The organism is Spirosoma horti (genome assembly GCF_054776595.1).
The window spans coordinates 246382-261487 of record NZ_BAAHBQ010000003.1 but is presented as its reverse complement, the minus strand read 5'-3'; the positions used below and the strand labels follow the sequence as shown (position 1 = coordinate 261487).

General features: G+C 50.7%; 10 protein-coding genes. 7 read left to right on the top strand and 3 right to left on the bottom strand.

Features of this window, described 5'->3' with window-relative positions:
• The first annotated feature begins 259 nt into the window (after positions 1 to 259).
• The gene (locus ACYVAM_RS08995; RefSeq protein WP_461066071.1) at positions 260 to 1399 is read left to right on the top strand and encodes an FG-GAP repeat domain-containing protein; all 1140 of its coding nucleotides are present in this window, start codon (positions 260 to 262) and stop codon (positions 1397 to 1399) included.
• A gap of 76 nt (positions 1400 to 1475) precedes the next feature.
• Positions 1476 to 1883, top strand: a complete 408-nt coding sequence (locus tag ACYVAM_RS08990; RefSeq protein ID WP_461066069.1) for a hypothetical protein — start codon at positions 1476 to 1478, stop codon at positions 1881 to 1883.
• A gap of 100 nt (positions 1884 to 1983) precedes the next feature.
• Here ACYVAM_RS08990 and ACYVAM_RS08985 read toward each other — a convergent pair whose 3' ends face one another.
• Together ACYVAM_RS08985 and ACYVAM_RS08980 are read right to left on the bottom strand one after the other, a co-directional pair.
• Positions 1984 to 3483 carry a Gfo/Idh/MocA family protein gene (locus ACYVAM_RS08985; RefSeq protein ID WP_461066067.1) on the bottom strand — a complete coding sequence of 500 codons (1500 nt, stop codon included), beginning with the start codon at positions 3481 to 3483 and terminating at the stop codon, positions 1984 to 1986.
• A gap of 130 nt (positions 3484 to 3613) precedes the next feature.
• A complete protein-coding gene (locus ACYVAM_RS08980; RefSeq protein WP_461066065.1) occupies positions 3614 to 4384 on the bottom strand; it encodes a pseudouridine synthase in 771 nt (256 codons plus the stop codon).
• Between the two features lie 43 nt (positions 4385 to 4427).
• On the opposite strand from ACYVAM_RS08980, the gene ACYVAM_RS08975 reads away from it, so the two are divergent.
• Positions 4428 to 6086, top strand: a complete 1659-nt coding sequence (locus ACYVAM_RS08975) for a CehA/McbA family metallohydrolase (RefSeq protein ID WP_461066063.1) — start codon at positions 4428 to 4430, stop codon at positions 6084 to 6086.
• Between the two features lie 102 nt (positions 6087 to 6188).
• Here ACYVAM_RS08975 and kduI read toward each other — a convergent pair whose 3' ends face one another.
• On the bottom strand, positions 6189 to 7073 hold the full coding sequence (gene kduI, locus ACYVAM_RS08970) for a 5-dehydro-4-deoxy-D-glucuronate isomerase (RefSeq protein WP_461066061.1): 885 nt from the start codon (positions 7071 to 7073) through the stop codon (positions 6189 to 6191).
• Between the two features lie 505 nt (positions 7074 to 7578).
• Here kduI and ACYVAM_RS08965 point away from each other — a divergent pair.
• The 4 genes from ACYVAM_RS08965 (at position 7579) to ACYVAM_RS08950 (ending at position 14996) form a co-directional block, all read left to right on the top strand.
• Entirely contained in the window at positions 7579 to 8313 is a 735-nt protein-coding gene (locus tag ACYVAM_RS08965; protein WP_461066059.1) for an HAD family hydrolase, read from the top strand.
• A gap of 69 nt (positions 8314 to 8382) precedes the next feature.
• Complete coding sequence (locus ACYVAM_RS08960; protein WP_461066057.1) at positions 8383 to 9534, top strand: TIGR03364 family FAD-dependent oxidoreductase; 1152 nt, start codon at positions 8383 to 8385, stop codon at positions 9532 to 9534.
• Between the two features lie 440 nt (positions 9535 to 9974).
• Positions 9975 to 13250 carry a SusC/RagA family TonB-linked outer membrane protein gene (locus ACYVAM_RS08955; RefSeq protein ID WP_461066055.1) on the top strand — a complete coding sequence of 1092 codons (3276 nt, stop codon included), beginning with the start codon at positions 9975 to 9977 and terminating at the stop codon, positions 13248 to 13250.
• 147 nt (positions 13251 to 13397) lie between these two features.
• Positions 13398 to 14996, top strand: a complete 1599-nt coding sequence (locus tag ACYVAM_RS08950) for a SusD/RagB family nutrient-binding outer membrane lipoprotein (protein ID WP_461066053.1) — start codon at positions 13398 to 13400, stop codon at positions 14994 to 14996.
• Positions 14997 to 15106: the final 110 nt, after the last annotated feature.

The window sequence follows — 15106 nt, the reverse complement described above, 5'->3', positions numbered from 1 at the left end:
TGAGTGTAAGTCCTCAGCATACTGATTAAATGGTCATTTAGTCAGCATGCGTTACAGATAAAACTGGGTATAAATACTAAAAAAGGCCACTGAGAGAGCGTATAGGTATCATGGCAACGTATTCATAATGAGATCGATGGATCCTAGGGAATACCCTAGGATATAGTCTGGGCCGATGCCCAGAAACGGGTCGTTCGATTCGCACCTTGTAGTAAAGATTCTCGAGTTCAGACTTTGGCTAGATAAAACAGATGCCCGTATGCTCCGTCCAGTCAGTAGTCTTCTTCTTTTGCTAGGCTTAACCAGCGCCGTTGCTCCCGAACCTGCTTTGCGCTTCAATCGCTACTTTGTGGCGGCCGAGAGCTACGAATCGGTGGGCGTCTTCGACGTGGACAACAATGACACACTCGATCTGGTATCGGGCGATTTCTGGTACGAAGGACCCCAGTTCCGAAATCGACATCTCATTGGAAACGAACCGCGAAAAGACCAGTACTACGACGATTTTTCGACCATCCCCATGGATGTTAACGCCGACGGGCGATTGGATTTTATAACCGGTGGTTGGTTCGATCAAACCCTGCGATGGGTCGAAAACCCCGGGAAAAAAGACGCCCGCTGGCCCTTACACGAAATTGGTAAAGTTGGTAATGTCGAAACGACTCGGGCCTGGGATGTCGATGGCGACGGGGTCATCGATATCGTGCCCAACAATCCAAACCATCCGCTGAAGTATATCAAGTTAATGAGTCCCGGTGTATTCAAGACCATCACCGTAGCGCCAACCCAGGGGCACGGGCTTGGCTTCGGGGATGTCAACGGCGATGGACGGGGTGATCTGATTGTGAGCGATGGCTGGCTCGAAGCACCCGCCAACCGGGAGCAGACGCCCTGGACATTGCACAAGGAGTTTTCATTCGGTACGGCCAGTGTCCCTATCCTTGTTGCCGATGTGAACGGCGATCAGCGAAATGACCTGATTGTAGGGCAGGGCCACAGTTATGGCCTGCACTGGTACGAGCAAACCCGCGATGCCAGCGGGCAACGTGGCTGGATGAAGCATTTGATTGACGAAAAAAACTCACAGTACCATTGCCTCGAATGGATTGACATAACGGGAGATGGCCGTCCGGAACTCTTAACGGGCAAGCGCTTTCGGGCGCATAACGGCCGGGATCCCGGCGAGGAAGACCCGGTTGGTTTATACTATTTTACCTGGGACGCCCCGAAAAAACAGTTTGTTAAACACGACATCGCCTATGGCCCGGCGGGCGTAGGGAAGGGGACCGGCATTTATTTTGCCGTGGCTGATTTGCACAAATCCGGCCGAAAAGATATCATCGTGGCTGGTAAGGATGGGTTATTTGTATTTTTTAACGAAGGCGTCTTGAAAAAATAGCGTTGTTAGTCTATGTGCTTGGCAGTTTTTACGTATTTTTATCTTTCATTTTTTCTTTCCGTAACAAACTGACTGTATGCAACGTGCTCAATTAAAGGAGTTTTACGGCTATGGCCTCATACTGGCTGTGCTGACAACCGTTCAGGTTTATTCCGTTTATCTTGCCACAACAACTGAGTTGATTCTCTCCTGGAAGCACTACGCAGGCTTTGGCGCTACAGCCCTGGCGGGCGTTTTGTGGGCTTTTCGCAAGCCACAGTATTTGTTCTACGCGCTTGGTCTGACGCTGGTGCTGGGGTATGAAAACCTGATTGGCTTCACCCCGACGCTCGATTTCACGGCTACGCGTTATTACATCAATAACATGGCGTTCCCGGTATCGTACCAGGACTTTTCGATGTACATGCTGCTCATCTGGGCCTATGTAGCTCATGCCCGCTTACGCACCATGGCCCAGTCGTTGTTTGTTAGAACCAGTAACTGAGAAAAAAGAGGTTAACCACAAAGGCACAAAGGCCACAGAGAAATAGTATCTCTCTGTGGCCTTTGTGCCTTTGTGGTTAACCTTATTGTACTTACTTGGATTAGGCTGTTAGTGACCAGCCCTGGCGGTATTCACGCTTAACGAATTGGTTGGCTTCGTCCATGTTCGTGATCTTCATGTTTTTGCCATCCCACATCAGTCGCTTACGGCCTGGGTAATCAAAGCCTTTACCATCGGCTTTAGGCGTCCGGAGCGTATAGCTACGAATAGCCAGGTTGCCCATCAGCACCGATTCGGTCAGCGGACCAGCGAAGTCGAACGAAGACGTTAGTGCCTTGTGCTCCTTGCTGTTAAAACCAGCCTTACAGGCTTCGGTCCATAATACCTGGTGGCCGTTTTCGGGTAGGCCGCCCGTTGGTTTGGGGGCTGCTACCATTTTGTCTCCGCTCTTGGTATACAGTCTTGGGTTGTCACCATACATGCCGCAAACGATCAGGCCTTTGTCGCCATGTAACAGCACGCCATTCTCCCCATTTTCTGGCATAAGTTCGCCTTCGGGTAACATATCCGGACGGAACGGGCGCAACCCACCATCTTCCCAAATCAACGTCACCGCCGATTTGTTCTTGGTCGAAGCCGGAAATTTCAGTTCAACATGCGAGGAGGGCGGACATCCTTCAGGAATGTACTCGGGCGTCCAGTCTTTCAGGAATACCTGACCAATGCTGGTTTCAACCTGGGTTGGGTAGCCTAGTCCAAGTACGCGGAACGGTACGTCCATGATGTGGCAGCCAATGTCACCCAGCGCACCGGCGCCAAAGTTCCACCAGCCGCGCCATTTGAAGGGGTGGTAAGCGGGGGTATAGCCTACTTTCTGAGCGGGTCCGAGCCACAGATCCCAGTCGAGGTCGACGGGTGTTTCCGATGCCGGTTGTGGTACGGGAATGCCTTGTGGCCATACGGGCCGGTTGGTCCATAGGTTGATCGTATGAACGTTACCAATTAACCCTTTATCGAACCACTCCACCATTTGCTTCTGCTGCGGGTTGGACGAGCCCTGGTTCCCCATCTGTGTAACGACTTTGTACTTACGGGCTGCTTCGGTCAGCATCCGCGCTTCGTAGATGTTGTGGGTCAGGGGTTTCTGTACATATACGTGCTTGCCCCGCTGCATAGCCGCCATAGCGATTACAGCGTGGGTATGGTCGGCCGTCGATACGGTTACCGCATCGATGTTCTTACCTTCCTTATCCAGCATCTCGCGGAAATCCTTGTACCGTTTCGCGTTTGGATGCTTGGTGAAATTTTCTTTCACACGGGCCAGACCCCAGTCTACGTCGCACAAAGCCACCATGTTATTGGCTCCGTTATTATACGAGTTGTTGGTATCACTGAACCCTTTACCACCAAAGCCTACACCGGCAATATTGAGTTTATCACTGGGGGCAATAAAACCTTTGCCACCCAGCACGTGGCGAGGTACAATAAAAAAGCCTGCCGCAGCCAGAGCTCCGGTTTGCATAAATTGACGCCGTGAGGTGCCGGCATTCGCCTGATCGGGCGAATCTGCACGGGGCGTTGACTTATCTGACTGATTCATAAGAAAACAGATATTGAACGGATTGAATGAGGAAAAGCAGGGCCTGCCCTTTTTTTACCCGTATTGAGATACGATTGTTAAAATCAACTAAGGACACATGGTATTGGCGCGCTCGGTAGACTAGTATTGTTTATGTGATAAGAGGAGACTTATCCAGCCAGGAGTCATCAGGAACTATAATTTTTCCAAACAAAACCTCCAGCATCCGCACAAACTCCGCTTGGAACGGGGCCGTAATCGTTAGGGCTTCTTCCGAGACAGGATGCGTAAACTTAATCTGCTGCGCGTGGAGCAGCATAGTGTTCATCTCGAACTGCTCTTTAAATAACTTGTTCTGCTTGTTGCAGCCGTGCGGCCGGTCGCCGATTATGGGGTGGAGAATATGGGCCATGTGCCTGCGTAGCTGGTGCATCCGGCCGGTCGTGGGCGTTAGCTCCACCAATGAATAGCGCGACGTGGCGTGCTTGCCAAAGGACAGTGGAACCTCCGTTCGCTGGAGAGTTTTCAGGTGGGTAACAGCCTCCTGAAGTACGCCTAACTCTCCACTACCATCGTCTTTGCGGAGAGGGTAATCAATCGTCAGCTCATCCGGGGTGTAGCCCCGAACAATAGCCAGATAGGTTTTGTGGACGGCTCCGTCCATGAACTGCTGCTGCATGATAGCATTCATGGATTCGGAGAGGGCGAAGAGGAGTACGCCACCCGTTTTGCGGTCGAGTCGGTGAACGGGGTAGACCCGCTGCCCCAACTGGTCGCGGAGAAGCTGAACGGCAAATTCGCTGGCGTCGCTGGCAATCATAGACCGGTGAACCAGCAAGCCATGCGGCTTGTTGATCGCTACTAAATCTGTATCCTGATACAGTATAGAGAGGGGTTGAGTTGTATTTATAACGGGATTCATTGCCCGCAAATAGCACAAAAAACTCTATATCCTCCATATAAGGATGTCATATCTACGTTACTGTACCACGCCAGCGTACAACGCGGAGCCTTCTCGCTATGTACGTTTATCTCATGGCTTTTGCTGCTTATGGATTTTCCTGTTTCTGCTGAATGAAACCGTTGCTTATGGGCAACCGCTCGGCTCGCTTCAAATCAGTGTGCGTGATGCCCAAACGGGTAAACAAACACCCCTTCGGGCACGGTTAACGCAGGATGGGAGACCCGTAAAAACCTTACCCAAAGAAGCCTCAGCCGTTTCTTACGGTCTATGGGATCATGCCGATGGATATGCCTACCAGCCCGACAGCTCGTTTTATGTACCGGGGAAATTTACCCTTCGGTTACGGCCAGGAACTTATCAGTTAACGCTGATGAAAGGCAATGAATACATCAATCAAAACCATACGCTGGTTGTTAAGCCCAATCAGACGATTCGAAAAACATATACTCTAACGCGCTGGGTAAACATGGCGGCACGGGGCTGGTATTCCGCTGATGATCACATCCATATCCGCCGGTCGCCAGGCGAAAACCAGCCCTTGATGAATTGGCTTCAGGCCGAAGATCTGAATGTGGGTGTTTTGTTGAAAATGGGTGATTTCTGGGAAACCTATTACCCGCAATATGCTTTCGGCGAGAAAGGAAATTATCAGCAGGGCAATTACCTGCTAACGGCTGGTCAGGAGGACCCCCGAACGCCCGAAGTTGGTCATGCGCTGGGGTTCGGGGCATCGGGTCCGGTGCGCTACAAGCAGGAGTATTACTATTACGATAAGGTGTTCGATGAACTGCACAAACGGGGTGGACTGGCTGGCTATGCACACCAGGCCGAATCGTTCCATGGCTACCGGGGACTTATGCTCGATGGCTTGCGACGTAAAGTCGATATGCTGGAACTGCTGCAATATTGTGTGTCGGATCAACCTCTGCGTACGGACCATTATTACCATATGCTGGATCTGGGATTTCCGTTGACGGCTACCGCCGGATCAGATTTCCCCTGGTGTGGCCATGATCACGACCACGGCCCACCCGAGCAATCGGCCCGGATTGGGAACGCCCGTTTCTACACCTACCTTAGAACGCCGTTTAGCTATGTCGCCTGGAAAGAAGCCGTTGCCGCCGGGCATACGTTCGTGACCAGCGGACCCATCCTTACGTTTAATGTCAACGATGCTTTGCCCGGCGACCGGATTGCGCTCAGGAAAGGAGATAACTTACACATCCGGGCCGAAGCGCTGGGCCATCCCGGTCAGACTCCGCTCGACACGCTCGAAATTATTGCCCACGGTCGGGTACTGGGCCGTGTCACGCCACAGGATTCAGGGCAATCGGTGGGACGGCTAACCCTGACTATCGAGCTCCCATCCATAGGACATGGTTTGTGGATTGCGGCCCGGTGCTATGGCAAGTCCCGGCAGGCGGCCCATACAACGCCTGTGTATGTGAGCGTTGATGAGAGCGGATTTCACAATCCTGAAACGGTTGAAAGCTATCTGATACTAAGTGAAAAATACCTTCATGAATTGGAGCAGGAACTCGGAACGCACCACGATAACCCCGAATTTCGGGCCTGGTATTACAAGAAAGGACTCAAAACCCGCATCGACGAAACGCGAGAAGTAATTCGTGAGCTAAATGGGAAATTACTTGGTCGGTAAATTATGTACTGAACAGCCTCTGGTTGTTTGAGTCGCGAAACGGCTAGCAGACTATTGGCCAAGCAGACTTCGTCTCAAGCAACCAGAAGCTGTTTGGTAACGCTATTTCAGATCAGTTATGGCGCAGAAATCCATGTCGCCGTAGTCGAGGTTCTCACCGGCCATACCCCAGATGAAGGTGTAATTTGAGGTGCCCGCCCCGGCATGAATCGACCAGTTGGGTGAAATAACCGCCTGTTCGTTCTGCATAAAAATATGGCGGGTTTCCTGCGGTTGTCCCATAAAATGGCAAACGCTTTGGCCCTCCGGAACTTCGAAATAGAAGTAAACTTCCATACGGCGGTCGTGCGTATGGGCGGGCATGGTATTCCAGACGCTACCCGCTTTTAACTCCGTCATACCCATTTGCAGCTGGCAGGTTGGGAGCACGCTGTTGACCAGAAGTTTGTTGATCACCCGGTGGTTGGCGGTTTCCATGCTGCCCAATTCCACGACCTCGGCATCGGTCCGCGCTATTTTGCGAGTCGGATAATTCCGGTGGGCCGGGGTAGAGTTTAAGTAAAACTTAGCGGGTGTGTCAGCATCATAAGAAATGAACTGGATATCCTGCGTCCCCTGACCAATGTACAGGGCTTCTTTATAAGCCAGATCATACGGGACGCCATCGGCGACAACCCGTCCGGCCCCGCCAACATTAATGATACCCAGTTCGCGCCGTTCCAGAAAATAACTGGCTTTGAGTTGATCGGGCGTGTCGAGGGTAAGCGGCCCATCGGTCGGCATAATGCCTCCCGTCAGGTAGCGGTCAAAGAACGAAAGTACCCATCGAAACTGATTGGGAACGAATAAGGTATCAATGAGAAAATTCTGCCGTAGTTGGGCCGTATCCATGCCTTTTACTTCCCCTGGTGAGGAGGCATATCGGCTTTCGAAGACTGTTTTCTGTTCGATCTGGCTGTCTGCCTGGGTGCTCGATTGTGCTTGCATAAGAATTGCCTGCTGGCAACAGGGGTATTAGCGATTGATTGTATTTATTGTTTAAGCCGTAACTATATAAAGTACAATTCGGTTAGGTAGCGTTGAGAAGAAACAAGTTCGTTGTAACAAGCTGTAATTGTATCGTTTACTGGCTATTTTACACTAAAATAGAAGTCTAGTCCAATAAAATACTCGTTTTCACGACCTATAGCGGTTATTTTTTCCTGCAAACGTTTGCGGTAGCGTTTGCAGGAAAAAACTTGCTCTTAAAAACGTTTAATTTATTGCCGGCCAGATAGAGTCAGGTTAATACCACTGATCCGGGCAACTGACGAACGTTTAACGAGTCGTCTTTTAAAAATTATATTTGATTCCGTCTTTAGCGTAAGTTAACAGTAGCGGATACAAGAGACGATTTATTTACATTAATTTCATCTTTTCTTAATGCCAAAGAAGTTAGTTCTATCAAAAGATTCTGTTGATTTGTTTACATTTCCTTTTGATTCACTGAATTATGCAGCCAATTGAGTTAGTTGTTTTCGATATGGCGGGGACTACCGTCACCGATCACCACGAAGTAGAGCGGTGTTTTGCCGAGGCTGCCGTGGAAACGGGTTTGTCAGTTACCGATGAGCGGATTCTGGCTATGCAGGGTCTTTCCAAACGGTATGTATTTGAAACGCTCTGGAAGGAGCAACTTGGAGAAGAGAGCCCCGATGTACAGTCGAACGTTGATAGTTCCTACGATGCATTCCGACGCATTCTGGAAGAGCACTATCTGACGCAGGGGGCGACACCCACCGAAGGTTGCCTGGAAACCTTTGCCTATCTGCACGAGCGGGGCATTTCTATTGCCCTCACAACCGGTTTCTATCGCGTTGTCACTGACATCATTCTGCAGAAACTTGGCTGGCTCGATGGGCTCGATGCACAACGGGTAGGAACCGCCACCAGTCTGTTGCAGGCGTCAATTGCCAGTGATGAAGTTCAGCGCGGTCGGCCTTACCCGCAAATGATCGAGCGGGCCATGCAATTGGTTGGCGTAACAAACCCTAAAGCTGTGGTCAACATCGGCGATACCCCTTCCGATCTGCTGTCGGGTCGTGCTGCGGGCGTGGCACTTAACCTGGGCCTGACCAACGGCACACACTCACGCGAGCAACTGGAGGATCAACCACATGATTTACTGTTGGGTTCGCTTCGGGAATTACCCGCGCTGCTGGAAAAACATGAACTGTCGCTGACCTAATAATTAGCTATACTGAGTGATTAAGTTGTCCTCCAAGGGCTGTGTCCTCACAGCCTTACCTTTTCAAAAATGACATCATCGTACGATCTGATTATTATTGGTGCCGGTGCACTCGGTACATTTCATGCGTTTCATGCCGCCAAATTAGGAAAACGGGTTCTCTTGCTCGAAAAAGATAGCTACCCGATCGGGGCTACCGTCCGAAACTTCGGTCAGGTGGTGCCTTCTGGTCTGGCCGGGCGATGGTTTGAATATGGTCGGCGGAGCATGGAAATTTACCGGGAGATACAACAGGAGACCGATCTGACAGTTCGGCCTAACGGGACCATTTATATCGCATCCGATCCGGACGAGTGGACACTGGCTAACGAACTTCATGAGCGCTATCAGCACCTTGGCTACACGAGTGAGTTACTCACGAAGGCACAGTGTCTGGCAAGCTATCCAACGCTGAAACCTGAGTATGTCGTCGGTGGTATTTTCTTTCCGCAGGAAATGAGCGTGGAGCCGGAGCAGATGATTCATCGGCTGCTTGCGTTCATTCAGCAGAAATACAGCGTCGATTACCGGCCCGGTTCAGTCGTGATCGACGCCCAGCCGAACGCTAGCGGAGCGACGGTAACGCTGAGCAATCGGCAACAGTTTCAGGCCGAACGGGTGCTTGTTTGCGGAGGGCATGAAGTCCGGCTCTTATTTCCTGATGTGCTGGCTCAGGCTGGTTTAGTGGTCAGTAAACTCCAGATGCTACTGGCCGAACCCGTAGCGGGTCTCCAATTGCCCGGCAATATTCTGACGGGGCTGACGATACGACGTTACGAAGCGTTTCAGGAGTGCCCCTCCTACGCCAGCCTCACCGCAAACACGCCCGAGCACCTTGCTGAACTCAAAAAGTGGGGGATCCATATTCTGTTCAAACAGGCGATCGATGGGTCCATTATCGTTGGCGATTCGCACGAATATGCGGAGGCTACCCAGGCGGAAGACCTTGGTTACCATACCCAGGATTATATCAATGAGCTAATGCTCCAGGAAGCACGGCGCATTGTTACTTTCCCGTTAACCATCCGGAAAACCTGGGCTGGTTTTTACAGCCAGACGAAGGCCGAGATCTTCGAGCACAATATAACCGACAGCATACGCATCGTGACGGGTATTGGCGGGAAAGGCATGAGTTCTGGCGCGGGCTATGCCGAAGAAAGCATCCGGCAATGGCTTCATTAAGAGACGATGGGCTGATGGTGCGAACGTCTACGTTCGTACCTACTATTATCCGGCCTCTGGCCGGAAACATAAATCAAATAAATGGCTATTTGTGATTCCGGCCGGAGGCCGGGTAATAGTAGGTACGAACGTAGACGTTCGCACCATCAGCATACCATCATTTCACTACCGTATCCTTAGTCAAACGGTACTTGTTGGTATAATAAAAAACAAGTCTTATTGTTATATTTATTTGGCATTTTGGTGTTAAGGCAAAATAAATAGTTTGATCTTTTGTTTATAAACAGGTAATGTACACTTAATATTAAGCCAATAGCACAATCATACTTTTGCGGGAAATTACTTAAGCAACACTAATCCGCAAACATATGAAGCTTTGTATACCCTCTTCAACGTCATGGCATCGGCCGAACGCTACCCGCGATTTAGGCCGACTATCCATGACGTTTTTAGTTTGTCTGCTGTCCGGTCTGTCGGCCTTTGCCCAGGCCATTACGGGTCGGGTACTTTCCAGTGATGATAATCAGCCCCTGCCTGGTGTGTCGATCATCGTGAAAGGCACCAACACAGGTACAACCAGCCGCGCTGATGGGACTTACTCGATCAACGCGCAGTCTGCCAGCACCCTAACATTCTCATTCATTGGCTACGAAACACAGGAAGTCAACGTCGGAAACCGCAGCACGATCGATGTGTCTATGACGGGAAGCGAAAAAGCGCTCAATGAAGTGGTGGTAACGGCGCTTGGTATCAAAAAAGACGTTCGGCAAACGGGTGTTGCCATCCAGACCGTCGATGGGTCGCAACTGCTTAAAGCGCGTGAACCCAACCCGATCAACTCCCTGACGGGTAAAGTAGCCGGTTTGACCATTGGGGCGTCGGCTGAATTGCTGGGTCGTCCGTCGGTAACGCTACGGGGTAATCAGGATGTACTGTTCGTTGTCGATGGTATTCCCATTACATCGGACACCTGGAATATCAGTGCGGATGATATCGATACGTACACCGTGCTGAAAGGCGCTTCGGCTTCCGCCTTGTATGGTTTCCGGGGTAAAAATGGCGCTATCCTGATCACGACCAAACGCGGAACGAAAGACAAACGCGGGTTCTCTGTTGAGGTGAACACGAGCCAGATGGCTGATCAGGGTTTTATCGCCATTCCTAAAGTACAGGATCAGTACGGCCCGGGCGATCACGGCGTATACGCGTTTGGTGATGGCAAAGGCAATGGCCTGAACGATGGCGATTATGACATCTGGGGACCCGCGCTCAACGGCCAGCTCATTCCACAGTATGACAGTCCGGTCGTGCCGGGACAGAGCTTTACTACTACCTTCAATAAAGCCGACGGTAATAACGTGGTGTTCACCAGCAACCGCCAGCCGACGCCGTTTATTCCGCGTGGTCAAAACAACCTGAGCCGGTTTATTCAAACGGGCATCCTCTCGAACAACAACATTGCCGTTGCGGCATCGGGGGAGAAATACGATATGCGTTTTTCGCTGTCTCACAACTTCCAGCGGGGGCTGGTGCCGAACACGAAACTGAACGTAACGAACTTCAACATGACGGGTGGGTACAACTTCTCGCCCAAACTTCGTTTCGAAGCCAGCCTGAACTATAACCGGCAGTACACACCGAACTTTCCGGACGTGAATTACGGGCCTAACTCGCTCATTTATAATATTATCGCCTGGGGCGGTGCCGACTGGAATATCGACGATATGAAGCAGATTTGGCAACCCGGCAAAGAAGGTACGCAGCAGATCTACGCCGAATACCAGCGCTACAATAACCCCTGGTTCCTGGCAAAATACTGGTTGCGGGGCCACTACAACAGCAACGTTTATGGCTACACTTCTTTACGCTACCAGATTGCCGATGGCCTGCAACTGACGGCGAAAACTCAGTTGACGACCTATAACCTGCTTCGTACGGAGAAATTGCCATACTCAGCAACGACTTATGGCCGGGAAGAAGCCCGTGGCGATTACCGCGAAGACCGTCGGAATCTGTTCGACAACATTAACCAGGTGCTGCTTCAGTATAACCGGAAAGTAGGCCGCGATTTGAACATCAATGCACTGGCCGGTGGCGAAGCCCGGATATTCAATTACAACTCCGACTTTGCCAGCACCAACTACCTGAACGTGCCGGGTGTCTATAATTTCGCCAACTCATCGAATCCGGTGCTGGCCTCGAATTTCCAGTCCGATATGCGCGTTTTATCAGCGTATTACTCGGCTGATTTTACCTTCCGCGATTACGCTACCCTGACCACAACGGGTCGCGTGGACAAACTCTCGACCTTGCCGAAAGGAAACAATTCCTACTTCTATCCATCGGTGGCGCTGAGTACGGTTATTTCAGATTACGTCAAACTGCCCTCGAATCTGGGTATTTCATTCCTGAAATTACGGGCTTCTTACGCCAACGTAAAGGATGGGCTGACACAGTCAACGATTCAGAGTGCGTTTAACCCATTTTCCAATTATGGGTCAAACCCAATTGGCTATGGCGATAACTACGCATCCTCATACGGCGGACCAAACTACCAGAACTCAGCCGTTTATACATTACCGTTAGCTTATGGCAATAAGCCAGCCGCGTATTACGCTAATACACTCAACAACCCGAATCTGAAGCCAAACTCGACCTCACAAAGTGAGATTGGCCTGGACGTTCGCTTCTTCGATAACCGAATCGCGGTGGATGCGGCTTATTATGTGAGCAATGACGGTCCGCGTATCTTCACCCTGCCCTCATCGGAATCGACGGGTTATACGGGCCGCCTGGTCAACGGCATTCAAACGCAGAAAAAAGGGGGCGAAATTTCGGTGACGGGTAAGGCCATTCGTTCCGCAAAAGGCTTTAACTGGGACGTTGTCGCCAACTATTCGACCTATACCGAACGGCTGAAAGAAGTGTATCCGGATGGGGGCATCAATACCCTGGCCTCGAACTATTTCGTAGGTGGCAGCAGCGGTTCCCGCTACCTCAACATTGGCGACCGGACAGACGCTTATTATGCCGGTGCTTTCGTTCGTACGACTGATGGTCAGTTAATCAATGATGCAGGTGGACGTCCAATCGTGAATCCGGTAGCTCAGTTTCTGGGCTATGTAAACCCTAAGTTCGTCTGGGGCATCAACAACCGGTTCAGCTATAAAAATATCAACTTCAGCTTCCAGTTCGACGGTCGGGTAGGGGGTGTCATTATGGACTACATCAAACAGAAGACGTATCAGGGCGGTCGTAATATCGAAACCGTTCAGGGTGCTCTGGGCGCAGCTCGTCCGAACGATGTACTGGGTATCAAGTCGTACGTCGGTGAAGGGGTTGCCATTTCCAGCGGGACGATCAACTACGATGTCAACGGTAACGTAACTAACTATGGTGAACTGAAATACACGCCTAACACGACAAAGACCTATGAGCAGGATTACATCGGTCGGGTGTACGGACAGGCCGAAGCGTCGCTCATCAGCCGGAGTTTTGCCAAACTGCGCGAAGTGATCATCGGCTACACACTGCCGTCAACTATGTTAAGCCGTTTAGGTGTAAAACAGGCCAGCGTATCCATCGTGGGTCGTAATCTGCTCTATTTTGCCGAACGCAAAGACATCGATCTCGACCAGTTCGTAACGGGTGGTGCTTCATCGCTGCAAACCCCGACTACCCGTCGGTACGGTATCAATTTAAATCTGACATTTTAATTAAGCTCGATGGCGCGAGCGTCTCGCTCGTGCCTTTTATTAATCGGCCTCCGGCCGTTTTATTCTGAATTAAACTGGCCAGAGGCCATCAGATAAACGACACGAGCGAGACGCCCGCGCCATCGACGCCCAAACAATAAGTTCTTTATGAAACTCAATAAACTCTTTATAGTCTCGCTAACGGCTCTTGGTCTGGCACTCTCAGGCTGCGAAAAGCCATTTGATGAACTTGAGCAAGACCCGAACCGGCCGACGAGCGCTCCGGCTTCGCTGGTATTTAATGGGGTATTGAATGATCTGTACTTCATTGGTTCAGGTGGTAGTAGTAATGATGGTGGTAATGCAGGGGCGTGGAATTCATCTCAACGCTACAACCAATTTTACGCCAGTAACTATAACTACTACGCAACCAACGATTACGCCTGGACGGCAACCGGTCTTTATTACACAACCTTGAAAAATGTTGTGAAGATGGAACAGGAGGCTAAAAAAGCAGGTTTGCCCGACGTGAACGCTTATTCGGCGCTGGGGAAATTTTTCCGGGCATACTACTTCGAGAACATGACCAAGCGCGTGGGCGATATCCCGCTAACCGATGCGTTGCAGGGGCTGGATAATCCGACGCCAAAATACAATACGCAGAAGGAAGTGTATGTACAGATTCTGAAATGGCTCGACGATGCCAATGCCGACTTGACCGCCCTGATTGCCAAAAGCGATAACAACCTGACCGGTGATATCTACCTCGGTAATAACCTGGCGAAGTGGCAGAAGGTGGTGAATACGTTCAAATTACGTGTGCTGGTGAGTTTGAGCAAGAAAGAGGCCGACACGGATTTGAACGTAAAAACCCGATTCGCCGAAGTGTTGGCCAACCCGACCAAGTTTCCGGTAATGGCGTCGATGGACGATAACCTGCAATACGTTTATAATACCTCATTTAACAAGTATAACCGCAATCCGGATAATTTCGGGCAGAACGCCACGCGTGAAAACATGTCGGCTACGTACCTGGGCACTCTGACAACGCTGAAAGATCCCCGGACATTTGTGGTGGCCGAACCTGCTACGGCAAAAGTGGCTGCTGGGGCCAAACCAACGGATTTTGCTGCTTTTGTCGGGGCGTCGTCTGGCGAAGATCTGGCCATTATGTCCTCGAACGCCAATCAGGGGTTGTATTCGTTCCAGAACCGGAAGCGCTACTACAGCACGTATACTGCCGAGCCGTATATCATTATCGGTTATCCGGAGTTACAGTTTACCATTGCCGAAGGGATCAACCGGGGATGGGCCAGCGGTACGGCTGACAATTATTACAAGAAAGGCATTCAGGCATCGTGGGCTTTTTATGGGCTTACAGATGGCGCCAACACCGTCTATTTCTCGGCCGATGGAGGGTATAAAGTGTTTAATTCTTATACCGTGAATGTCAGTTTTGCTGACTATTACGCTCAGGCTGCCGTAAACTATGCCGGCAATACAACGGCTGGACTGAATCAGATTCTAACGCAAAAGTACCTTGCGTTTTTCCAGCAGTCGGGCATGGAAGCGTTTTATAACCAGCGTCGGACGGGCGTACCCACATTTTTGGTAGGCCCCGGAACGGGCAATAGCCAGCGGATTCCGGTACGATGGCAGTATCCATCAACCGAGCGTTCATATAATACGACCAACAATGCCGCAGCCGTAACCAGCCAGTATGCGGGTACAGATGACATTAACGCGGCCATGTGGATCTTGAAATAGGTTCCGCTTCGCTGACTAATCGTCAATCCCACCAGTTACCTTAACGTAGACCGATCGGGTTTTCCAAAACCTGATCGGTCTTTTTCCTTCGATGGTTATCCCTATATTCA